Below are 21,164 nucleotides of genomic sequence, written 5' to 3' on the forward strand. Positions count from 1 at the left end.
GCTCGGGACGGTCGGATGCGGGGTGCTGCTCCGGTGCTCTCAGCCGCGGGGAGTGGCGCGGCGGAGGATCATCCAGCCGCTGAGGGCCGCGATCGCGGTGGGGGCGAGCAGCAGTGCGAATCCGCCGGTCGGGCCGACCGCTTGGAGGGCGAGCCACACCGAGTCCCACGTGCCCGTGAGGCTGATCACGGCGACGGTGGCGACGGCCACCGCGGCGAGGCCGATCCAGAAGACCGTCATGCCGACCGCTCGCCAGCGGACGTACACGGAGGCGGTGGCGGCTCCGACGAAGAAGAAGAACAGGAACAGGACGAAGACGCCGAAGGCGCGCTCGACCCAGGAGATGCCGCCGAAGCCGACGACCCGGAACAGGATCCCGCCCATGCCCCAGCCGTTCGTCGCCGACTCGATCGCGGCCATGACCGTGTAGAGCACCGTCCAGCCGGCGGAGAGGAGGAGGAAGGTGAAAGCGCTGCCCCAGTAGAAGTCGCGCCGCGTGGAGCCGTAGCCCAGCGCCAGGCCGAAGGTGATGTTCACCGCCTGGATCGCGACGACGAGCATGTAGATGAAGATGAACGCGCCCGGTCCGGAGACCTGGACGCCGGATTCGCCGCCGGCGCTGTCGGCGCCGATCGTCCGCAGGACGACCCAGAAGATCGCGAGGCTGCCGAGGAAGATCGCGGCGAGGATCCCGAGCGGCGTGTAGAGCAGCGTCGCGGGGTTGGCGAAGTGCAGGCGGACGATGCGGAGCAGTCGGTCGGAGGTGCCGAGGTGCCGTACGGGGGCCGTGGTGGTCATGAGGCGTCCTTCCCTGAGGGGGTCGTGCTCGTGAGCTGCACCACGAGCTGCTGGAGGGAGACGGGCTCGAGCTCGAGCCCTGCGGCTGCGGCCTGGGCCCGGCCCGAGTGGTCGAGGCGGGGGAGGGTGGCGGAGGCGAGTCCGCCGACGCCGCTGCGCGAGAGCACCTCGCGACCGGACGTGAACGCGTCGACCGCGCTGCGCGTGCCGACCACCGTGGCGGCTGAGCCGCGCAGCTCCTCCGCATCGCTGTCGACGACGAGCCGACCCTCGTCGAGGACGAGGACGTGCTCGAGGAGGCTGCTGACCTCGTCGATCAGGTGCGTGGAGAGGACGACCGTGCGGGGGTGCTCGGCGAAGTCGGCGAGCAGGCGGTCGTAGAAGAGCTGGCGGGCGACGGCGTCCAGACCCAGGTACGGCTCGTCGAAGAAGGTGAGCGGGGCGCGCGAGGCGAGGCCGACGATCACCCCGACAGCCGAGAGCTGCCCTCGCGAGAGCTTCTTGACCCGGCGGTTCAGCGGCAGTCGGAAGTCGCTCGCGAGCTCGTGCGCGAAGGCGTCGTCCCAGCCCTCGAAGAACCACTGGGCGCTGCGCAGGACGTGCTTCACCTGGAAGTCCTCGGGGTACTTCTGGCTCTCCTTGATGAAGCAGGTGCGGGAGAGGACGGCGGCGTTCTCGACGGGAGCCGCCCCGAAGACGCGGATGTCGCCGGAGCTGGCGAACTCCTGACCGGTGAGGAGGGACATGAGCGTCGTCTTGCCGGCGCCGTTGCGGCCGAGGAGGCCGTGGATCCGGTTCTCGTCGAGGGCGAAGCCCACGTCGCGGATCGCGTGCATGCTGCCGTAGTGCTTGCTGAGGCCGGCGACCTCGATGACCGCGCTCATCGCGATCCCCCTTCGCTGATCATGGTGGCGAGCTCCTCGCGGGTGAGGCCGAGCTTGGCGGCCTCGGCGAGCAGCGGTGCGACGAACTGGTCGCGGAACTGCGTGCGGCGCTTCTCGACCAGCCGGTCGCGGGCGCCCTCGGCGACGAACATGCCGATCCCCCTCTTCTTGTAGAGGACCCCGTCGTCGACGAGCAGGTTCACGCCCTTCCCGGCGGTGGCCGGGTTGATGCGGTGGAACGCGGCGAACTCGTTGGTCGAGGGGACCTGGGTCTCTTCGGGGAGCGCCCCCGCGATGATGTCGTTCTCGATCTGCTCGGCGATCTGCAGGAAGATCGGCCGTGAGTCGTCCATGGGTGCTCCTTCCTGCTGGCCGTTGGTTGCGTGGTTAGTTGGTGCAGTAACTAACCAAGCAGGTCGGGGCTCCGCTGTCAACCGCGGCTTCGGGGGAGGGGTGGGCGACGGGTACACTGGCTCGGCCAGCCTCTGTAGCTCAATGGAAGAGCGACTCCGTCCTAAGGAGCAGGTTGGGGGTTCGAGTCCCTCCAGGGGCACCACGCATCGCCGCAGCGACCCCTGCCCCTGCCGGAGACGAGCGCCGGATCGGCGCCGCTCCCGTCTTCTGAAATCCGGTCAGGCGACGAGCACCGGCTCCGTGGAGCGGCGCTCCCTCCGCGACCCGAGGACCTGCTCCGCCCACGGAGTCGATGAGGAGCGGAGCGCCGCATCCCGCGGGCCGTGAGCGTCGCACTGCTCGCACGCCCTCCCAAGAGGGCATGTCTCAGACGGCGGACGTTCGCCAGGATGGGGACGGTCTGCGGGTAGGGAACCCGCTGGTCGGGGGTGGATGTGGGAGCGGCCGGTCAGTCCGCCGGGCTGGAGGAGCGACGACTCCGCGCGGTGGCCGCGGAGCACGATCGTCTGGCCTCGGAGGCGCGGCACGCCGCGGAGCGCTGGATGATCGCGCACAGGACCGAGCGTCAGGTTGCCGGCAGTCTTGCACCGCTCTCCGCCGCCGGGTACACCTTCCTGCATGACCGCGGATGGCCGGGGTCGCGCTCTCGAGCGCAGATCGATCACGTGCTCGTCGGTCCGGGTGGACTCTTCATCGTGGACACCAAGGCCTGGGCGGACGTCGAGATCTCGGCGGGTCGGATCTTCCGCGGTCAGGCGGACGTCACGGATGACCTCGAGGGACTGGCGGACGTCGGCTACCGGACAGAGGCGGTGATGGCGGACCTGGGTCTGGCTCCCGGCGAGGTGCACGTGCTCGTCGTGCTGGCCGGGCGCAGCACGCCCGCCGTCGAAGTGGGCGGCGTGGTCGTCATCGGCGAGAAGCGGGCCGCTCTGCACATCAACTCGCGAGGCCGTCGGCTCACGGACATCCAGGTGAACGCGGTGCTGACCGCCGCCCTCGGCCACTTCCCGGTTCTAGGGGCGTCGCCGGTCCCTGTGGACGCGGCCATCCCCGATCCTGTGATGGCGGAGTCTGAGCCGGAGCCGCTGCTCGACGTCGAGGAGGTGACGGAGATCCTCCTCGCCGGGCTCCTCGCTGCGCCCATCGAGGAGTGGATGGCGTTCCTCCATCCCGGTCAGGCCAGGCTCGTCCGCCGCGGCTTCAACGGACCCGCACGCATCCGCGGGGCTGCGGGGACCGGCAAGACCGTCGTGGGTCTGCATCGCGCGGCGTACCTGGCTCGCTCGCAGCGCAGCAGAGTGCTCGTCACCTCCTTCGTGCGGACCCTGCCCGAGGTGCTGGGCGCGCTTCTGGCCAGACTCGCTCCCGATGCCGTCGACTCGGTCGAGTTCGCGGGCGTCCACGCGTTCGCTCTGCGGCTCCTCGCGGAACGGGGCATCCGCGTCCGCCTGGACGGTGCCCAGGTCGAATCGGCCTTCTCCTCGGCGTGGCTGCGCGTCGGCGCGGGTGGCGCCCTTTCTGCGATCGAGCCGAACCCCCACTACTGGCGGGACGAGATCGGCTACGTCATCAAGGGCCGAGGCCTGACGCGGTTCGACCAGTACGCGGACCTCGTCAGGACGGGCCGCCGCCGCCCGCTCGCAGTCGATCAGCGGCGCGAGGTGTGGCGTCTGTTCCTGGCCTACGAGGCGGGGCTCCGACAACGGGGTGTGCACGATTTCGGCGACGTCATCCTGCACGCCGAGGCCTCGTTGCGTGCGACGCCTCTCGAGGAGTACGGCGCGGTGATCATCGACGAGGCGCAGGACCTCACCTGCGCGATGGTGCGCATGCTGTTCCTGCTGACCGGCGACAGGGCCGACGGGCTCACCCTGATCGGGGACGGGCAGCAGACCATCTACCCGGGCGGGTTCACGCTGACCGAAGCCGGCGTCTCGATCGCGGGGCGGGGCGTCGTGATGTCGACCAACTACCGCAACACGAGGGAGATCGCCGAGTTCGCGGCAGCCCTGGTCGCGGGCGACGAGTTCGCGGACATCGAGGGGGACGTCGGCGGTCGCGACCTCCTCGGCGAGGTGCCGCGGTCGGGACCGGTTCCCGTCTCGCGGAGCTTCACCGCTCGCGCGGCTCACGATCGGGAACTGGTCGAGCACGTCACGGGCCTCGACTGCCGACCCGGCGATGTCGGCGTCCTCTGCCTGACGAACCAGGGGGTGAGGGATGCGATCCGAGTGCTCAGCGGAGCGGGGATCCCCGTCCTGCAGCTGACGGAGTACGCAGGGCTGCCCGTCGACGCGGTCAAGGTGGGCACGATCAAGCGGGCGAAGGGTCTCGAATTCAAGCACGTCCTCCTGCCGCGCGTGCCGCCGCCTCTCCTCGAGAGCGCCGTCTCCGAGGACGAGACGTGGACCATCCGCCGGCGCGAGCTCTACGTCGGGATGACCCGGGCGCGCGACAGTCTCTGGATCGGGGCGTGTCCCTGACTCGGCGCGTCGACGCTGTCGGCTCTGCGGAGGACACGCCTGCGGTACCTCCCGGCGGGTCCGGCTACGAGGCGAGTGCGGCGCCCGCGACGGCCGAGGAGCCCAGGTCGCTCTTCGGGAGGGCGGCGCCGGTCGAGACGGCGTCGATCCACTCGTCGGTGGTGCCCACGGCAGCGAAGTTCGAGTTGAGCAGCGCGAGCAGTGTGGTGTGGACCGTCTCGGCGTCGACGGAGCCGGCCGCGTTCGAGATCGCGATGGCGCCGGTGGCGTCCGAGAGGACCTCGGCGGTCAGCCCGTGCGTCTCGGCCTCGGCGGCCGAGGCGAGGATGCAGTTGTTGGTCATGTAGCCGACCAGGGTGATCGTGTCGACGTCGCGCTCGCGCAGCCGGGCGAGCAGATCGGTGCCGGCGAAGACGGTGCCGTACTGCTTGGTGATCGACGTCCACTCGGTCGTGCGGCGGCGCTCGATCTCGGGGTGCAGCGCGAAGCCCTCGGTGCCGGGCGCGAAGACGGGAGCGCCCTCGCCCGCGCTGTGCTGGAAGACGGCGATCGGGAGGCCGGCGGCGGTCGCGGCGTCGATCGCGGCGGCGATCCGGGGGAGCGAGGAGGCGTGCGGCGGGAAGCGGATCTCGAGAGGTCCGGCGAAGTACTCCTGCTGGACGTCGACGAGGATCAGGGCGCGGCGGGGTGCGGTCATGGTGGTGTCTCCCAGGGGTCGGGGCGGTCCTCCGATCCTCGTGGTCGGCTCGGGCCCCGACCAGTGGCACGCAGGCGGCTCTACGATGGATTCGGGCCAATCGGAGGAGATCACCGTGCGCATCGCGATCCACGCCGTCGACGGCGTGACGATGTTCCACCTCTCGGTGCCGCAGATGGTCTTCGACGAGGTGCGGCGGCTCGGCCTCGCCGAGTGGGAGACGCTCCTGTTCGCCGACCGGCCGGGGTCGATCCGCACGGCGGAGGGCTACACGATCGGCGGGGTGCGCGGGCCGGAGGCGGCCGCAGCGGCCGACCTCGTGGTGATCCCGTCCTGGATCGACGACGGCCGGGCGCCCGGCGCGACCCTCTCGCGCGTGCTGCTCGACGCGCACGAGCGCGGCGCGAGGATCGCGGGCCTCTGCCTCGGAGCGCTCGTCCTCGCCGACGTCGGACTGCTCGACGGTCGCGCGGCGGTCACGCACTGGCAGGCGGCGGCGGGGATGGCGGCGCGCCACTCGTCCATCGAGGTCGACGCCACCGCGCTCTACCTCGACCTCGGCGACGTGCTGACCTCTGCGGGCACCGCCTCGGGGCTGGACGCGTGCCTGCACGTCGTCCGCGGCGCGCTGGGAGCGGAGGCGGCCAACCGGGTCGCGCGCAGTCTCGTCGTCGCGCCGCACCGCGAGGGCGGGCAGGCTCAGTACATCGAGCGGCCGCTGCCCGAGGAGCCGACGGACGACCGCATCGCGCGCGCCTCCGCCTGGGCGCTGGCGCACCTCGACGAGGAGCTGGGCGTGGATCGGCTGGCGGCCGCGGCGCTGATGAGCCGGCGCTCGTTCGTGCGGGCGTTCCGCGCGGCCACGGGGACCACTCCGGCCGCCTGGGTGCGCTCGCGCAGGCTCGACGAGGCGCGCCGGATGCTCGAGACGACCGACCTGCCGATCGATCGGATCACGACCGACTGCGGGTTCGGGAGTCCGGTCACCCTGCGGCAGAACTTCGCGCAGGCGTTCGGCAGCACGCCGTCCGGCTACCGGCGGCGCTTCGGCGCAGCCTGAGCCGCAGGCGGGCGGCGATCGGCGGAACGTCCGCGCGCGCGAGCTCCTCCAGGAGAGCGCGTCGGGCGACGCGGCGCTGCGCCGATGCCTCCTCCGGTACGCGGCCACCCCTGACCGATGACGAACTCGTGCGCTCCGAGAGTTTGTATTGTCGATTGACAAACAGCGGGCGCCGCCGCATCCTGATCTCATTCGCACACTGTCGTGCGATCCGGAGTGAGTATCGAAGGAGATGCCATGCGATCGCTTACGCGTTCGGGGACCGCGCTGGGGCTCGTCGGCCTGACAGCGCTCCTGCTCAGCGCCTGCACGAGTGCCGGAGGGGACGAGGACGGACCCGTCACGCTGACCTTCTGGTCCTGGGCGCCGAACACGCAGGAGATCGTCGACGTCTGGAACGAGGAGAATCCCGACATCCAGGTCGAGTACACGGACGCGGGAGGCGGAGACGACTCGTCCGCCAAGCTCCTCACCGCCGCGCGGGCCGGGAACGCGCCCGACGTCGCGCTCGTCGAGTACACGACGCTGCCCTCGCTCATCGTCTCGGGAGTGCCCCGGGACATCACCGAGGACGTCGAGGACGTGCAGAACTCGTACACCGAGGGCACCTGGGCGCAGACCACCTTCGACGGTGCCGTCTTCGCGCTGCCGCAGGACGTGGGCCCCGGTGCGCTGATCTACCGCAGCGACCGGTTCGAGGAGCTCGGCATCGAGGTGCCGACGACCTGGGCTGACTTCCGTGAGGCGGCCGCCGCCGTCCGGGCCGCGGACCCGTCCACCTACATCGCGGCGATCCCCGCCGGCGAGCTCGGGTTCTTCGCCGGAGTCGCCGCCCAGGCCGGCGCCGAATGGTGGTCGATCGACGACGGCACGTGGTCGGTCGGGATCGACGCCGAGGAGTCGCTCTCCGTCGCCGACTACTTCCAGGCACTGGCGGACGAGGACCTGATCTCGACCGAGCCGCTCCTGACCCCGGAGTACAACAAGAAGCTCAACGAGGGCACGATCCTGTCGTGGCCCTCGGCTCTGTGGGCACCGGGCGTGATCGAGAGCGTCGCGCCCGAGACGGCGGGATCGTGGTCGATGGCGCCGTCGCCGCAGTGGGAGGAGGGTGACGCCCGCGTCGCCTATCAGGGCGGCTCCGGCGTGATCGTCACCGAGGGGAGCGAGCACCCCGAGCAGGCCGCCGAGTTCGCCAAGTGGCTGAACGCGAGTGCGGAGGGGTCGGAGCTGGTGCTCACGAAGCAGAACGCCTATCCGGCGGCGATCTCGGGCCAGGAGCTCGCGGCCGAGAGCGAGCCGCCGACCCTGATGCCCCAGCAGACGGACTTCTACTCGCTGGCCGCGCAGATCTCCTCCGAGACCGTGCCCGTGATCTGGGGACCCAACGTCAACGTGGCCAAGTCGACTTTCGAGGACCGCCTCAACAAAGCGATCGACTCCGGCGGCTCCTGGCGCGACGCCTTCGTCGAGACGGCGGAGGCCGTGAGGGCCGACATGCGCGAGACCGGCTACGAGCTCGCCGAGGACTGAGGTGAGCACCTCCATCGGCTCACGCCCGCGGGCGGGGCGCTCACTGCGCCCGCGGCTCGCCCCGTACCTCTTCTCGGCACCCGCCGTCGTGCTCTACGTCGGATTCATGCTCGTGCCCATGGGCTACGCGGTGTGGCTCAGCCTGCGCGCCTACCGCCTGGTGGGCGGCGGCGTCCTCGGCACCCGGCAGAACGTCTTCGTCGGGCTGGAGAACTACGCGTCCGTCCTCACCGACCCGGAGCTGCTGGCGAGCCTGGGCAGACTCGCGGTGTACGGGCTGATCGCGGTGCCGATCACGCTGGGGCTCGCCCTGCTCTTCGCGCTGCTGCTGGATGTGCCGGCGGTGCGCGCCAAGAGGTTCGCCCGCACCGCGATCTTCGTGCCCTACGCGGTGCCCGGAGTCGTCGCCGCGCTCCTCTGGGGATTCATGTACCTGCCGAGCACCAGTCCGTTCTCGTACCTGACCCGGGCGGCCGGGCTCGGCACGATCCCGTTCCTCGACAGCCCGACCCTGTTCGGCTCGCTCGCGAACATCGCGATCTGGGGAGGGGTCGGCTTCAACATGATCATCATCTACACGTCGCTCCGCGGGATCCCGATGGAGCTGTACGAATCCGCCCGGCTCGACGGGGCGAGCGAGACGCAGATCGCCCTGCAGGTCAAAGTGCCGCTGGTGATGCCCGCGGTCGTGCTGACCCTCGTGTTCTCGCTCATCGGCACGCTGCAGCTCTACGGGGAGCCCGCGACTCTGCAGCCGATGGCTCGCGACATCAGCCAGACCTGGGCGCCCCTCATGACGATCTATCGGGATGCCTTCATCACCGACGACCTGCCCGCCGCGGCGGCGTCCTCGACGGTGCTGGCGCTGGGCACGGTGCTGGTGTCGGCACTGGTCCTCGTCCTCGCGAACCGCCGGCAGAGGGAGGCGGTGAAGTGACCGCGACTCTCGAGCGCCCGCCCGTCCGCGCTGCGGCGCCGGAGGCGAGGCGGCGTCGCGGGGGAGTGCTCCCGACGCTCGTGCTGCTGGTCGGCGCGGTCTACTGCCTGGTTCCCGTGGTGTGGGTGTTCGTCGCCACCACCAAGGCGCCGAGCGAGCTGTTCTCGACCTTCACCTTCGCCCCGGGCACGGGACTCCTGGGAAACCTGGGCGACCTGTTCACCTACAACGGCGGCCAGTTCGTGCTGTGGGCGCTGAACTCGCTCCTCTACTCGGGAGTGGGCGCGCTGCTGTCGACGTTCGTCTCGTCGATGGCCGGCTACGCGCTTGCGAAGTACGAGTTCCCGGGGCGCCAGGTGCTGTTCTACGGGATCCTCGCGGGAGTCCTGATCCCGGGCATCACCCTCGCGGTGCCGCAGTACCTGCTGCTCTCGCAGCTCGGGCTGGCGGGGCATCCGCTGTCGGTGCTGATCCCGGTGATCATCAGCCCGTTCGGCATCTACCTCTGCCGGGTCTACGCCGCCTCGGCGGTGCCCCAGGAGACCATCGAGGCGGCGCGGATCGACGGCGCGTCGGAGTGGCGGATCTACCGCTCGATCGCCGTGCCGCTGCTGCTGCCCGGGATGGTGACCGTCTTCCTCCTGCAGTTCATCGGCATCTGGAACAACTTCCTGCTGCCGTACATCATGCTGTCCGACCAGTCGGACTACCCGCTCACCGTGGGTCTGTTCACCCTGCTCGCCCGCGGCTCGGGTGCGCCGGCGCTCTACTCTCTCGCCATCACCGGCGCGGCCGTCTCGATCGTGCCGCTCGTCGCGCTCGTGCTGTTCCTGCAGCGCTACTGGCGGCTCGATCTCATCTCGGGAGGGATCAAGGGCTGAAGCGGGCGGGGCACCGGCGTCGGTGCCCCGCCTTCCCGTACCCGCGGATCGTGACGTGGGTCGTGGGCACTCCGCGCGCGCCGACCAGGTGGAGCGGGTCGTCGGTCGCGACGGTGGACCCGCCGATCGCGAAGGCGGAGAGGCCTCCGGTGTCGAGGGCCGTCGGAGGGCGGCGTTCGCGCAGGCTCGAGACGACCGACCTGCCGATCGACCGGATCCCGACCGACTGCGGGTACGGGAATCCGGTCACCCTGCGGCACAACTCCGCGCAGGCGTTCGGCAGCACTCCGTCCGGCTACCGGCGGTGCTTCGGCGTGGTTCGCGCCATCGGAATGGCAGGGGAGGAGCGCGCGTTGCCCCGAGGGTGACGATCGAACCCGTGGTGCTCGAGGACGTGCTGGCTTCGCTCGAGGTGACGCTCGGGGCGACCCGGCGCGTGACGGTGCCGCCCGGGGAGCGCCTCGGACTCGCACCGGGCGCCGTCGTGCTCGTGTACGTCGTCGAGGGTGCGATCACCGCGCTCGCTCCGTGTGCGACCGCCTGCGAGCTCGACCTCCCCGCCGGCGAGGCGACGGCCGTCCGCCCGCCGCGGGCGCTGCGGGCGGGCGACGCTCTGCTGACGTTCGGCGGGCAGCCCGTGGAGATCGCCTCCCCGTCGGGGGCGCGGCTGACCGTCGTCGAGGTGCAGCTCGAGGCCTCGGCGTGCCTCCTGCCGCTGCCGGAGCTGGTGATCGCCGGCGGGTTCGCGCGGCTCGAGCCGGCCGCGGCGGCGCTGGCGGCGCAGCTCGGCACGGCCGCCGACGGGACGGTGCGGTCGGGCGATCCCGTCATCTGCCTCCTGATGGTGCGCACCGTGCTGCTGTCGGTGGTGCGGGCGTGGGCCTTCAGCGACACCGCCTCGGCGCTGCCGACGACGGGCGACGCCTACCTCGACCGGGTGGTCGCGGCGGTGGACAGCGAGCCGGGCCTCGAGTGGACGGTGGACCGCCTCGCGAGCATCGGGGCGATGTCGCGGACGGTGCTCACGGAGCGGTTCCGCGCGGCCTTCGGTCGCACCCCCGCGGGCTACGTCACCGAGGTGCGGATGCGGCGGGCGAAGGACCTGCTCGAGGCGGGGCGCAGCGTGTCGGAGGCGTCGCGGGCGCTGGGCTACTCCTCCGACGACGGCTTCAGCCGCGCGTTCCGGCGGCACGTCGGCGTCGTGCCGTCGCGTTGGCGGACGGCACGACGCGCGGCGTGAGCGCTCAGACGGCGGAGCGCCGGTTCGACGAGCCGAACAGGGCCGCTCCGACGAGGAGCAGGACCGCGCCGATCGCGTAGTCGGCCTCGACGCCGACCTGGTCGACGAGCACGCCGCCGACGCCGGCGGCCACCACGATCGCGGCCTGGAAGCCGACGACCACGAGGCTGCCGCCCGCCTCGAGGCGGTCGGTCATGCGGTGGCCGACCCAGGCGTTGACGATGATGAGCCATGAGGCGAAGAAGAAGCCCCAGACGAACACGGCGACGGCGACGGCGGCGACCACACCGGGGAGCAGGAGGACGGCTCCCACGGCGATCGCGATGGCCACCGGCGCGACGACGCCGAAGAAGGCGAAGGAGCGGTCGATCACCGATCCGATGACGATGTTGCCGATCAGGCCGCCGGCGCCGAAGAGCGCCAGCAGGCCGACCACTGTCGCGGCGTCGACTCCGTCCGTGCGCTCCAGGGCGAGCCGGATGTAGGTGTACGCGAGGAAGTGGCCGAGGACGATCAGGACGTGCCCGGCGAAGCCCTGGCGCACGCCGCGGCGGCGCACCGTGTCGAGCAGGATCCCGAGTCCGGCGGCCGGAGCGGCGGGGACGCTCGGGAGGACGAGGCGCAGCGGGACGGCGAGGAGCGCGGTGAGGACGCCGATCAGGACGAACGCCGCTCGCCAGTCGACGAGCTCGCTGAGGACGACGCCGAGGGGCACTCCGGCGACGGTCGCGAGGGAGAGCCCGGCGCTGGTGAACATGGTCGCGCGCCCCACGCGGTCCTGGCCGACGACCCGGGCCGCGACGGTGATCGACATGGACCAGAAGGCGCTGATGGCGGCTCCCAGCAGGAGTCGCGAGAGCAGCACGAGCGGGAGGGTGGGCGCGAGACCGGCGAGGATCCCGGAGACGCCGGCGGCGACGGCCGTCCAGACGAGCAGGCTGCGGCGGTCGAGCCGGGGGACCATCAGGCCGATCGTCGGAGCCACGAGGAGGCCGACGAACGCGGTCACCGTGACGGTCTGGCCGGCCTGGCCGGGCGTGACGTCGAGTCCGGCCGCCATCTCGGTGAGGACGCCGTTGGGCAGGAACTCGGCGGTCACCAGCAGGAAGCTCAGGAGCATCAGGACGACGAGGGGCACGTAGGGGAACCGCCTCGCGGTCGTCTGGGGGCGGACGACGGGGAGGGACGCTGTCGAGGGCATGTGCTCGAGTCTGGCGGTGCGGCGACGGCGCCGCCCGACCGGACGGCCGGGGGATCCGACCGGACGACCGCCGGGACGGCGAGCGCCCGGCGGCGGGGCCTCCGCTCCTGAGTCCCGCCCGCGCCCGGGGAGCCGGTGCGGGGATTCAGGGCGCTCGGAGGGTGTTCGGACGGCCTTCGCTCAGGTGGCCCCGGGATGATCGACGCTGATACCCGACGGAAGGTCTTCTGTGAGCACTCTCAAGCGCATCCTCAGCATGGCGTCGAAGGCGCTCGACTCGAAGAGCTCGACGAGCTCCGCCGCGCGCCCCGCCTCCTCGAGCGGAGGGACGGACTGGCGCGATCTGGTCCGCACCGCCGCCGACAAGGTGACGGGCGACTCGCGCCCCGCTCCCCAGTACGGCGCCCCCGCGCCCCGCGCCTCCTCCCGACCGCAGGACGCCCGCCCCGGGCAGCCGGTCGTGTCCGCGGAGGACCGCGCGGCGATCGCCCGCTACGACTACCTCCTCCGCACCGCCGACCCCGAGCAGCTCGAGCAGGTGCACCGCGACGCGTTCGCGAAGCTGACGCCGGCGCAGCGCTCGCAGGTCGAGGCGCGCCTGCGCGACGAGCTGCCCGCGAACGAGCAGCCGCGCTCCTCGGCGCCCGACGACCTCGCCCGTGCGGCCACGCGCGGCGAGGCGCAGAACCCCGGCTTCCTCAAGAAGATGTTCTCGAAGCCCGGCACCCGGGGAGCCCTCGCAGGCGCCGGAGTCGGCGCCGTCGCGGGGGTCGGCCTCGGTGCCGCGGGCGGTCTGCTCGCAGCGGTCGCCGGCGGCGCGGTGCTCAGCAGCGTCGGCGGCTCCCTCCTGCAGGGAGTCGATCTCGAGGGCCTGAGCGGCTTCGGCGACCTCGGGGAGTTCGGCGACATCACCGGCTCGGCGGGCGACTTCGTCTCGGGTGCGGGCGAGCACGCGTCGGGGCTCGGCGAGCAGGTGTCGGACTTCCAGATGCCGGACCTCGGCGACCTCGGGTCGTTCTTCGACCGCTAGGCCGCTGGACCGCCAGGCCGCTGGACCGCCAGTCCGCTGGCCGCTGGTCTGCTGGTCTGCTGGTCAGCCCGGACGTCGGACCCGCTAGTCCTCGGATCGTCCCCCGGACTCCGGACGGGCGCGGCGCCACACGAGCAGCGCGAGCGCCGCGCCGACGATCCCGACGAGCAGGAGCGCGCCCCCGGTGATCGCGACCGCGGTCGTCGACCAGTCCGGCAGGATCCGCACCACCGTGCCGTCGAGCAGCGTCCAGTCGCACGACGCGCCGAGTGGCCACCACGACCACGCACCGCGCAGCAGCTCGCCCTCCTCGGCGGGCACCCGCGCGACACTCGCCAGGCAGGCCGCGTCGAAGCCCCGACGGGCGAGCGCGGCGTACTGCAGCGGAACGAGCGCCAGGAGCGCGATCCCTGCGAGCGCCACGACGCCCGAGGTGAGGGCTGCGAGTCGTCGGGGCGTGACGCGCGGACGGGAGCGCGGGCGGTCGGGGGTCGGCTCGCTCATCCTCCGATCGTGCCACGGTCGACTGAGGGGGCCCTCCGCGGATGGTCCCTGCGACCGGGGGCACGTACCCTCGGTGCATGGGGACTCTCTTCTCGCTGCTGACCGTCGTGCTGATGGTCCTGGCGCTCGTGGACGTCGTGCGCCAGCCGGACAACGTCGTCCGCAACCTGCCCAAGATCGTCTGGATCCTGCTGATCGTGTTCATCCCGCTCATCGGAGTGACGATCTGGTTCCTGCTCGGGCACGAGTGGAAGCGGGGCGACGGCGGCTCCTTCATCCCCGGCGGGCGCACGCCCCGGCAGCGCCGGCGCCCGGCGGCGCCGCAGACGATCGTCGTGCGGCCCGCGCAGAAGTCCACGGAGGAGCAGCTCGCCGACCTCGAGCGCGAGGAGGCGCACTACGCCCGCCTCGCGGAGGAGCGGCGTCGCCGGCTCGAGGGCGAGCGACCGCAGGACGCCTGAGGCCGCCGTCGGCGCGGGCGGACCCGCGCCGGCGACTCCGGCTCAGCCCGTGGTCGCGAAGTTCGACGCGCTCCACTGCACAGAGGCGATCTTGGCCTGGCCGGCGATGCTGGGGTGGAAGTAGTCGACCTTGCCGATGAGGCTGCTGGTGACCGGAGTGGCGGTCAGCGCTCCGCCGTCGTAGTCGCAGAGCGTGCCGGCGGCGGCGCAGGCGTTCTGCAGAGCGGTGTTGTACTGGGCGGTCCGCGTCTTGGCCGCGGCGGCGGAGGCGCTGGCGGCCGTGGTGCTCAGCTTCGCGCCGGTGGCGGAGACGCCCCGGGTGGTGCGGCAGATGTTGCCCGAGGACCAGATGACGGCTCCGAAGCCGCTCCGGACGACGGCCCACTCGCCGGCGACGTTGGGCATGGAGGCCAGCACGATCTTGGCCGCGGGCCAGGTGCTGCGGATCTTGGTGATCGCGGTCGTCGCCGATGCGCTGAAGGTCGAGGCGGGCGTCATCGTGTAGCCGTCGGCGGCGACCGGGTTCTTCGCCGAGCACAGGTCGTTGCCGCCGATCAGCAGGGTCACCACGTCGGGTTTGACTCCCGCGGCGACGGCGGTGTCGACGCGCGAGGGGACGGCGGCGATGAGGTCGCCCGAGACCGAGTAGTTGGCGGCGGTGACCGTGGTGCCGGGGTTCGCCGCGCGCAGGCGCTGGGTGAAGGAGTTGACGGTGGTGTTCGTGCCGGTCGACCAGTTGTTGCGCGGGCAGTCGGCGAACGAGCCGCAGGTGCCGTAGCCCTGGGTGACGGAGTCGCCGAGGGCGAGCACGGACAGCGTGGGCGTGGCGGCGGACGCGGCACCGGCGGGCACCAGGGCGGTGGTCAGGGCGAGGACGGCGCCGGCGGCCAGAGCGGCGAGGCGGCTCCTCCCGGCGGATCGGCGCGGGCGGGGGAGGACGTGACTCGGCATGGGGGATCGCTCTCGGTCATCGGCGACGGGGGCCGCCGAGGTCGACGCTAGGTCCCGGGGGCGTCGGGCGCTCCTGCGGCTCTGGCCCCAGAACGGCCGGAATGCGGTTGCCGTTCGTCAGGGGGCCGGGCGGAGGATCCGCAGTCGGCTGTTCGCCCAAGCGAGCGCGCCCGCCAGCACGAACGCGACGGCGATCGCCGCGACGTAGACGGCCACCGAGCCGTACCCGTTCGCCGGGTCCAGGAACGGGTAGGGCACCCAGCCGTCGGTCGCACCGCGCACCAGGACGACGACCAGCCAGACGACGGGGTACAGCACGACGACCCAGAGGCGCCGCCACGGGAGGGGAGGGCGATCGCCCACGAGCAGCCAGTCGAGCACGCCGTAGAGGGGGAACAGCACGTGCATGACCGTGTTCGCCCACGGCAGCGCGACTCCGCCCGCGAGACCCGCGAGCAGCAGGTTGTAGACGACTCCGACGATCGCGATGTACCCGGTCGCGGCACCGCGCGCGAGCACGAGCCCGCCGCTCTGCGGACGTCGGGCGAGCGAGAGGCCCCCGGTGGCGAGCAGGATCGCCGCGAGCAGGATGTTGCCCTGGATGGTGAAGAAGCCGAAGAAGTTCCACGGGATGAGCGGGGTGCGCGAGGCGGTGTCCAGGGCCGTGGCCACGACGGCCGCGAGCACGGTCAGGGCGACGACGATCCGGACGAGGGCGACTGCGGTTCTCATAGCGCTCCTTCGGGTGACGGCGTCACTGCTCTGCCGAGAGTACCGGCGAGCCCGCGGCGCTAGCCTGACCGGGTGCTCACGATCGGTGTCGACCTCGCCGCGGAGCCGGCCCGAACGGCCCGGGCCGCCGTGGAGTGGAGCGCGGGGCGGGCGAGGATCCGCGAGGTCGCCCTCGACTCCTCCGACGCCGCGATCGTGGCCCTGTCGCGCGGCGCGACGACGGTCGGCATCGACTGCGCGTTCGGCTGGCCGCTGGAGTTCGCCGCCTTCGTGCACGCCCACACGCGCCGGGAGGTCGCTCCGCGCAGCCTCGCCGGGCGCGACTGGCGCCGGCGGCTGGCGTACCGGGAGACGGACCGCGCGGCCCGCGAGGCGACCGGCCGCTGGCCGCTCAGCGTCTCGACCGATCGGCTCGGCATGACCGCGATGCGCTGCGCCGAGCTGCTCGAGGCGTTCGAGGAGGAGGGCGAGGTCGTGGACCGGTCCGGGGCCGGTCGTCTGGTGGAGGTGTATCCGTCAGCGGCGCTCCGGCACTGGCAGATCGACACCGCGGGCTACAAGACCCGGCCCGAGGCGGTGCCGCGTGCGGTCGACGCCCTGCGCCGCGCCGCTCCGTGGCTCGAGGGACCCGCGGAGGCGTTCGCGCTGATGGCGCGCTCGAACGACGCGCTCGACGCGGTGATCGCGGCGCTGAACGCCCGTGCCCACGCGCTCGGCGCGACGCTGCCGATCCCGGAGGAGCACCGCGAGGCCGCCCGTGCGGAGGGCTGGATCGCGCTGCCGACCGGGCCGCTCGCCGAGCTGGTCTAGACGCCGAGCTGGTCTAGACGCCCAGCCAGTCGAGCGCGCCCGTGAGCAGGGCCCGGTGCGCGGGGGAGTCGTACGAGGCGGCCGTGTGGCCGAGCGCGTCGTAGACGGTGCGGCCCCCGCTCGGACGCTCGAGCGCCCAGATCAGGGGGTGGTCGATCCCCTCGTGCTCGTGGACCGCCAGGACCTCGGCCGACGGCGAGACCTCGAGCCAGGAGTAGCGCTCGTCCTCGAGCTCGAAGTCGGCGGCCCCCGCGGTGACCGGGTGCCCCGCGCCGGTGATGCGGATGCGCGCCGGACCGAAGTCGGGGTGCATCGACACGTCGTGCACCCAGCGGCCTCCGAGGAGCCGCGGCCACTCGTCGGCGTCCACGAAGCTCGTGGACGAGACGTGGAGCCCGAGCAGGGGCACGGGTGAGCGGAGGAGCCGCGCGAGACCGGCTCGCGCCGTCGGGGCCGGCGACGCGGCTCCGTCCCGCGGGAGGCCGACGTTCACGACGACGAGGTCGGGGAGGTCGTCGAGTCGCGACAGCGCGTCGTCGACATCGCCCCGCACCTCGACGCGGTGCCCGCGATCCGACAGCAGGCCGGCCACGGCGGCGCTCGTCCCGGCGAACGGATGCCAGGGATCGCTGTAGCGGCCCTCGCCGGTCAGGAGCAGGGTGCGCACGGGGTCCTCTCCGATTCCCGCGGCGGGGAGCGACGCCTCGAGGCTCCCGGCGGAACTCTGCCGCGGGTCTCCGCTCAGGCCGGGATCTTGGCGTTCAGGGCCGACGCGACGATCTCGGCGGCGCGCTCCGCCTCTTCCACACTCGAGAAGGGGCCGGTCGGGATGAAGGGGTCGCCGAGGAGTCGGCGGTCGGTCTCGAGTCGGAACTGGGGCAGCTCCGCCCCGGGGACGACGACGATCCGGATTCCGTTCCGGCTCCATCGCGCGGGTTGGATGATGGGTGTCTGTGTCATGGTGCTCTCCGCTTTCGCGTGTCGTAGCGCGTCGGTTCTCACCTCATCGCGCTCACGTCACGCTACGTCGGACGGGACCCGCATCCCACGGGCTTGACCTCTCGTTCGGGCGGGAGTAGCGACGTCGTCACCGCGCCGAGGTCCGCTCGCGCCGGGGTTCGATCGCTGCGTCGTCCTCGTCCCCGCTGCTCCCGAGGGGAGCGGGAGACGCGGCCGCTCGGCGCAGCCGGAGCCCGTGCACCGCGAGGATCGCCAGGACCCCGAGCAGGAAGACCGCGACTCCTGTGGCCGCGATGGGGAGGGCGACGGTGCCGAGCGGGCCCGGCTCGGGAGCGCCCTCGTCGGTCACGGTGAAGGTCACGCGCCGCTCCTGGGGTATCCCGTCGGCGTTCTGCCGGGCGAGGGCCTGCTCGAGGAACACGGACGTCGCCGCTCGGGAGAGCTCGACGGCGCGGGCCGGATCGGGCGAGGTGCCGATGATCGAGAGGATCGGCAGTGACGCACGTCCGGGGTTGCGCTCGGAGCCGGACGGCTGGGTGGTGCGGCGGACTCCGCCGACGCCCTCCCGCTCACCGAGGGGACCCTGCCGCGCGACGACCTCGGACCGGACCGCCTCACCGCTGACGAGATACGCGTAGACCACCGCGGTGCTGCTCAGGTCCTCCTCCTGCGCCGCGCTCATGCCGGGCACGCGCTCCAGCGCGGGGGACTCCGACAGGAACGGGCTGCGCGGGCCGCCTCCGAGCAGCACGGTCGTTGCGGCGCTGTACTCGCGCTCGGCGCGGATCTCGAGGGCGCCGTCGCGGATGGTGAAGTGCACGGCCGTCGCGACGAGGGCGGCGAGCAGGGCAGCGGCGACGACCGCGAGGCGGTAGTGCCAGAGGACTCTGAGGTAGGCGGGGATCTCCACCCGACCAGGGTGACCGGCGGACCCTTTCGCCAGCCTTACACGCCCTGCGCGGGGATCCGGATCTCGAGGCGCGCGCCACCCTGCGGCGACTCGAGGAGCCGTGCCGTCCCCCCGGACACCCGCGCCGCCTCGGCGATGATCGCGAGACCCAGCCCCGATCCTCCGGTGTCGCGCGCTCGGGCGTCGTCGCGGCGCTCGAAGCGGCGGAACACCCGCTCCCGGTCGGCCTCCGGCACTCCGGGTCCGTCGTCGTCGACTAGGACGACCGCCTCGTCCCCCTCGCGCAGCACGCTGAAGACCACGACGGAGCGAGCGTGGCGGAGGGCGTTGTCGGCGGCGTTCCGCACGGCGCTGCGGAGGAGGATCTCGTCTCCCCGCACCTGGGCAGGGCCGATCCCCGCGCTGCCGACCGTGGCCCCCAGCGCGCGGAGGCGCTGCGCCTCGAGCAGGACGATGTCGTCGAGGTCGACGTCGTCGAGCGTTCTCGGGGCGCGCTCGTCGATACGGGCCAGCAGGAGCAGCCCCGACACGAGGGACTGCATCCGTTCGGCTTCGTCGTCGACGACGCGCGCCAGCTCGGCCAGGCGCATCGACTCGGGGTGCCGCAGCGCGACCTGCGCGTGCTGGCGGATCGCGGCGACGGGGGAGCGGAGCTCGTGCGATGCGTTCGAGACGAACGCGCGCTGAGCCGCCTGCGAGCGCTCGAGCCGCGCGAGGAGGCCGTTCATGGTGTGCGCGAGGCGGGCGATCTCGTCCCGCCCTCGCGGCTCCTGCACTCGACGCTCGAGGTCGGCCGCCTCGATGGCCTCGACATCGGATCGGATCCGCTCGACCGGCCGGAGCGAGCGGCCCACGACGAAGCGCACCGCCGCCCCTACGACGAGCGTGACGGCGGGCACCGCGACGGCCAGCAGCCCGGCGGCGGAGTCGACGGCGTCCTCCGCGCCCGCGAGGGTCCGTGCGACGACGACGGTCTCGCGCGGGTCCCCGCCGAGCTGCAGATCAGCCGATGCGACCACGAACCGAGTGCCGGTGATCGTGACGACGGTCGGCTCCTCGCGGACCGGGAGCGGCACCGGGGACACGGACTCGGGGTCGGCGACGGCGACGACCGCGCCCTGCCGCTGCAACTGGATGACCACCTCGTCGGCGGTGAAGGCCGGCAGTCGGCCGGCGTTCTCGGTGTCACCCGCGATCTGCCGGGCCTGCTGACCGGCGGTGAAGGCCTCGGCGTCGACGAGCGAGCGCTCCAGGAGCGCCGTGAACGCCACCGCACCGGCGACGAGGACCACGAGGATCGCCGCGGAGACGAGCACGGTGAGCCGGACGCGGATGCTCCAGGCGGCAGGACGCTCAGCCATCGGACGCCTGCGCCTCCCGCAGCCGGTACCCGGCTCCTCGGAGCGTCGTGATCGACTCCGTGCCGAACGGCCGGTCGATCTTGGCCCGCAGCCGCGCGACGTAGACCTCCACGATGCTGATGTCGCCGTCGAACGCGTCGTCCCACACGCCTTCGAGGATCGCCTGCTTCGAGACGACCCGGTCGCTGCGGCGCGCCAGGAAGTCGAGGACGGCGAACTCCCGGGAGGTCAGGCGGATCGCGACGTCGGCGCGGCGCACCTCCCGAGACGCGGGATCGATCACGAGGTCCCCGAACCGGTGCGCCACCGGTCGCTCCGGACGGCCGCGCCGCACGAGCGCCCGCAACCGGGCGACGAGGACGGAGTGGTCCAACGGCTTCACGACGTAGTCGTCCGCGCCCGCGTCGAGACCGGCGATCTGATCCCCGTCGCCGTCCTTCGCCGTCAGCAGGAGGACAGGAGTCCAGTCGCCCTCGTCGCGGAGGGTCCGGCAGAGGGCGGATCCGCTCATCCCCGGCATCATGAGATCGAGGACGATCGCGTCGTACCCGGTCTCGCGTGCGCGCCAGAGACCGTCGACGCCGGTGTGCGCCACATCGACGGAGAAACCCTCGGCCTCGAGCCCGCGGCGGACGCCGTCGGCGAACCGCACCTCGTCGTCGACAACCAGGATCCGCATCCGTCGAGTATCACAACTCGCCGGGGGCCGACGGGAACCGGGGCGGCGTCACTCCAGCCGGTCGAGCGTCTCGCTGATCGTGCGCAGGCACTGGATGAGGACCGCCATCTGCTTCGCGTCGAGGTCGGCGAGCACCTCGCCCTCGGCGTGCACGAGGTGGCGCATCGCCTCGTCGACCCGCTTCGTGCCCCGCGGGGTCAGCGAGACGATCTTGCTCCGGGAGTCGGCGGCGTTCTGCTCGCGCAGCACGAGCCCGCGGGCGGCGAGTCGGTCGAGCCGGTTGGCGAGGTTGCCGCTCGAGATGCCGAGGCGGGCGGCGAGTGCCGAGGGGGTGAGCCCGGACGCGCCGTTCTGGCGGAGCATCGAGAGCAGCTCGAACTCCCACGGGGCCAGATCGCTGACGGCGAAGGCCTGCCGGCGGAACTCCTGCACGCGCGGGCTGAGGCGCCGCAGCCGCGAGACGACGTCGAGGGGCGCGAAGTCGAGGTCGGGCAGGGCTTCGGCCCAGGCGTCGATCACCAGGTCGACATCGTCGTCTTCACGCATCGCACTCGATTATCCCCGCCGCAGCGGGATCCCGGCGACCCCGTCCGCCGGGATCCGGCTGAGGAGCCCCTCGGGCGGCACGGCGTGGG

At 72.4% G+C, this 21,164-nt stretch carries 24 protein-coding genes and 1 tRNA gene; 10 read left to right on the plus strand and 15 right to left on the minus strand.

The genetic code is table 11. The features are described from left to right. Positions 1–39 precede the first annotated feature (39 nt). Genes IOC53_RS11785 through IOC53_RS11795 form a run of 3 tightly spaced genes read right to left on the minus strand, consistent with a single transcriptional unit; the run spans position 40 to position 2,035 of the window. A complete protein-coding gene (locus tag IOC53_RS11785; RefSeq protein WP_207405936.1) occupies positions 40–798 on the minus strand; it encodes an ABC transporter permease in 759 nt (252 codons plus the stop codon). Continuing rightward, positions 795–1,682, minus strand: a complete 888-nt coding sequence (locus IOC53_RS11790) for an ABC transporter ATP-binding protein (RefSeq protein WP_207405938.1) — start codon at positions 1,680–1,682, stop codon at positions 795–797. Before IOC53_RS11790 ends, IOC53_RS11785 begins: the two co-directional genes overlap by 4 nt. Further along, positions 1,679–2,035, minus strand: coding sequence for a GntR family transcriptional regulator (locus IOC53_RS11795; RefSeq protein ID WP_207405940.1), 357 nt, complete (start codon positions 2,033–2,035; stop codon positions 1,679–1,681). The genes IOC53_RS11790 and IOC53_RS11795 overlap by 4 nt, the downstream gene beginning before the upstream one ends. A 128-nt stretch (positions 2,036–2,163) precedes the next feature. On the opposite strand from IOC53_RS11795, the gene IOC53_RS11800 reads away from it, so the two are divergent. Together IOC53_RS11800 and IOC53_RS11805 are read left to right on the plus strand one after the other, a co-directional pair. Continuing rightward, a tRNA-Arg gene (locus IOC53_RS11800) sits at positions 2,164–2,238 on the plus strand. 400 nt (positions 2,239–2,638) lie between these two features. Beyond that, a complete protein-coding gene (locus IOC53_RS11805) occupies positions 2,639–4,582 on the plus strand; it encodes a nuclease-related domain-containing DEAD/DEAH box helicase (protein WP_207405942.1) in 1,944 nt (647 codons plus the stop codon). Positions 4,583–4,646: 64 nt separating this feature from the next. Here IOC53_RS11805 and IOC53_RS11810 read toward each other — a convergent pair whose 3' ends face one another. Further along, entirely contained in the window at positions 4,647–5,279 is a 633-nt protein-coding gene (locus tag IOC53_RS11810; RefSeq protein ID WP_207405944.1) for an isochorismatase family protein, read from the minus strand. 115 nt (positions 5,280–5,394) lie between these two features. Here IOC53_RS11810 and IOC53_RS11815 point away from each other — a divergent pair, with 115 nt between their 5' ends. From IOC53_RS11815 to IOC53_RS11830, 4 genes are all read left to right on the plus strand, one after another. Next, entirely contained in the window at positions 5,395–6,339 is a 945-nt protein-coding gene (locus IOC53_RS11815; protein ID WP_207405946.1) for a GlxA family transcriptional regulator, read from the plus strand. Between the two features lie 237 nt (positions 6,340–6,576). Further along, on the plus strand, positions 6,577–7,872 hold the full coding sequence (locus tag IOC53_RS11820; RefSeq protein ID WP_207405948.1) for an ABC transporter substrate-binding protein: 1,296 nt from the start codon (positions 6,577–6,579) through the stop codon (positions 7,870–7,872). 1 nt (position 7,873) lies between these two features. Beyond that, positions 7,874–8,809, plus strand: coding sequence for a sugar ABC transporter permease (locus IOC53_RS11825; RefSeq protein WP_307786175.1), 936 nt, complete (start codon positions 7,874–7,876; stop codon positions 8,807–8,809). After that, complete coding sequence (locus IOC53_RS11830; protein WP_207405950.1) at positions 8,806–9,690, plus strand: carbohydrate ABC transporter permease; 885 nt, start codon at positions 8,806–8,808, stop codon at positions 9,688–9,690. Before IOC53_RS11825 ends, IOC53_RS11830 begins: the two co-directional genes overlap by 4 nt. Here IOC53_RS11830 and IOC53_RS11835 read toward each other — a convergent pair. Next, positions 9,680–9,940 (minus strand): hypothetical protein, encoded by a 261-nt coding sequence (locus IOC53_RS11835; RefSeq protein ID WP_207405952.1) that lies wholly within the window; start codon positions 9,938–9,940, stop codon positions 9,680–9,682. The genes IOC53_RS11830 and IOC53_RS11835 overlap by 11 nt on opposite strands. Positions 9,941–10,054: 114 nt before the next feature. Here IOC53_RS11835 and IOC53_RS11840 point away from each other — a divergent pair, with 114 nt between their 5' ends. Next, positions 10,055–10,930, plus strand: a complete 876-nt coding sequence (locus tag IOC53_RS11840) for a helix-turn-helix transcriptional regulator (RefSeq protein ID WP_207405954.1) — start codon at positions 10,055–10,057, stop codon at positions 10,928–10,930. 4 nt (positions 10,931–10,934) lie between these two features. On the opposite strand, the gene IOC53_RS11845 is transcribed toward IOC53_RS11840, so the two are convergent. Beyond that, entirely contained in the window at positions 10,935–12,131 is a 1,197-nt protein-coding gene (locus tag IOC53_RS11845; RefSeq protein ID WP_207405956.1) for an MFS transporter, read from the minus strand. A gap of 229 nt (positions 12,132–12,360) precedes the next feature. Here IOC53_RS11845 and IOC53_RS11850 point away from each other — a divergent pair, with 229 nt between their 5' ends. Then, complete coding sequence (locus IOC53_RS11850; protein ID WP_207405958.1) at positions 12,361–13,161, plus strand: hypothetical protein; 801 nt, start codon at positions 12,361–12,363, stop codon at positions 13,159–13,161. A gap of 84 nt (positions 13,162–13,245) precedes the next feature. Here the strand turns inward: IOC53_RS11850 and IOC53_RS11855 are convergent, their stop codons facing one another. Further along, positions 13,246–13,665 carry a hypothetical protein gene (locus IOC53_RS11855; protein ID WP_207405960.1) on the minus strand — a complete coding sequence of 140 codons (420 nt, stop codon included), beginning with the start codon at positions 13,663–13,665 and terminating at the stop codon, positions 13,246–13,248. A gap of 77 nt (positions 13,666–13,742) precedes the next feature. Between IOC53_RS11855 and IOC53_RS11860 the strand changes: the two genes are divergently transcribed. Beyond that, on the plus strand, positions 13,743–14,126 hold the full coding sequence (locus tag IOC53_RS11860) for a PLD nuclease N-terminal domain-containing protein (RefSeq protein WP_207405962.1): 384 nt from the start codon (positions 13,743–13,745) through the stop codon (positions 14,124–14,126). Between the two features lie 42 nt (positions 14,127–14,168). Here the strand turns inward: IOC53_RS11860 and IOC53_RS11865 are convergent, their stop codons facing one another. Both IOC53_RS11865 and IOC53_RS11870 read right to left on the minus strand, forming a co-directional pair. Continuing rightward, entirely contained in the window at positions 14,169–15,077 is a 909-nt protein-coding gene (locus tag IOC53_RS11865; RefSeq protein WP_207405965.1) for an SGNH/GDSL hydrolase family protein, read from the minus strand. Positions 15,078–15,194: 117 nt separating this feature from the next. Further along, positions 15,195–15,809 (minus strand): Pr6Pr family membrane protein, encoded by a 615-nt coding sequence (locus IOC53_RS11870; RefSeq protein ID WP_207405967.1) that lies wholly within the window; start codon positions 15,807–15,809, stop codon positions 15,195–15,197. Positions 15,810–15,881: 72 nt separating this feature from the next. Here IOC53_RS11870 and IOC53_RS11875 point away from each other — a divergent pair, with 72 nt between their 5' ends. Beyond that, entirely contained in the window at positions 15,882–16,619 is a 738-nt protein-coding gene (locus tag IOC53_RS11875; RefSeq protein ID WP_207405969.1) for a DUF429 domain-containing protein, read from the plus strand. A 13-nt stretch (positions 16,620–16,632) separates the two neighbouring features. On the opposite strand, the gene IOC53_RS11880 is transcribed toward IOC53_RS11875, so the two are convergent. The 6 genes from IOC53_RS11880 to IOC53_RS11905 form a co-directional block, all read right to left on the minus strand. Further along, positions 16,633–17,286, minus strand: a complete 654-nt coding sequence (locus IOC53_RS11880; RefSeq protein WP_207405971.1) for a ThuA domain-containing protein — start codon at positions 17,284–17,286, stop codon at positions 16,633–16,635. 74 nt (positions 17,287–17,360) lie between these two features. Next, positions 17,361–17,579 carry a hypothetical protein gene (locus IOC53_RS11885; protein ID WP_207405973.1) on the minus strand — a complete coding sequence of 73 codons (219 nt, stop codon included), beginning with the start codon at positions 17,577–17,579 and terminating at the stop codon, positions 17,361–17,363. A 127-nt stretch (positions 17,580–17,706) separates the two neighbouring features. Then, positions 17,707–18,489: a hypothetical protein gene (locus IOC53_RS11890; RefSeq protein ID WP_207405974.1), complete on the minus strand. Its 783-nt coding sequence runs from the start codon at positions 18,487–18,489 to the stop codon at positions 17,707–17,709. Positions 18,490–18,524: 35 nt separating this feature from the next. Next, the gene (locus IOC53_RS11895; protein WP_207405976.1) at positions 18,525–19,850 is read right to left on the minus strand and encodes a cell wall metabolism sensor histidine kinase WalK; all 1,326 of its coding nucleotides are present in this window, start codon (positions 19,848–19,850) and stop codon (positions 18,525–18,527) included. After that, positions 19,843–20,529, minus strand: coding sequence for a response regulator transcription factor (locus IOC53_RS11900; protein ID WP_207405978.1), 687 nt, complete (start codon positions 20,527–20,529; stop codon positions 19,843–19,845). Before IOC53_RS11900 ends, IOC53_RS11895 begins: the two co-directional genes overlap by 8 nt. A gap of 48 nt (positions 20,530–20,577) precedes the next feature. Continuing rightward, complete coding sequence (locus IOC53_RS11905) at positions 20,578–21,075, minus strand: MarR family winged helix-turn-helix transcriptional regulator (protein ID WP_207405980.1); 498 nt, start codon at positions 21,073–21,075, stop codon at positions 20,578–20,580. Between the last annotated feature and the right edge of the window lie 89 nt (positions 21,076–21,164).

The sequence above is a fragment of the Rathayibacter sp. SD072 genome (genome assembly GCF_017355185.1).
In the GTDB taxonomy this organism is placed as follows: domain Bacteria; phylum Actinomycetota; class Actinomycetes; order Actinomycetales; family Microbacteriaceae; genus Rathayibacter.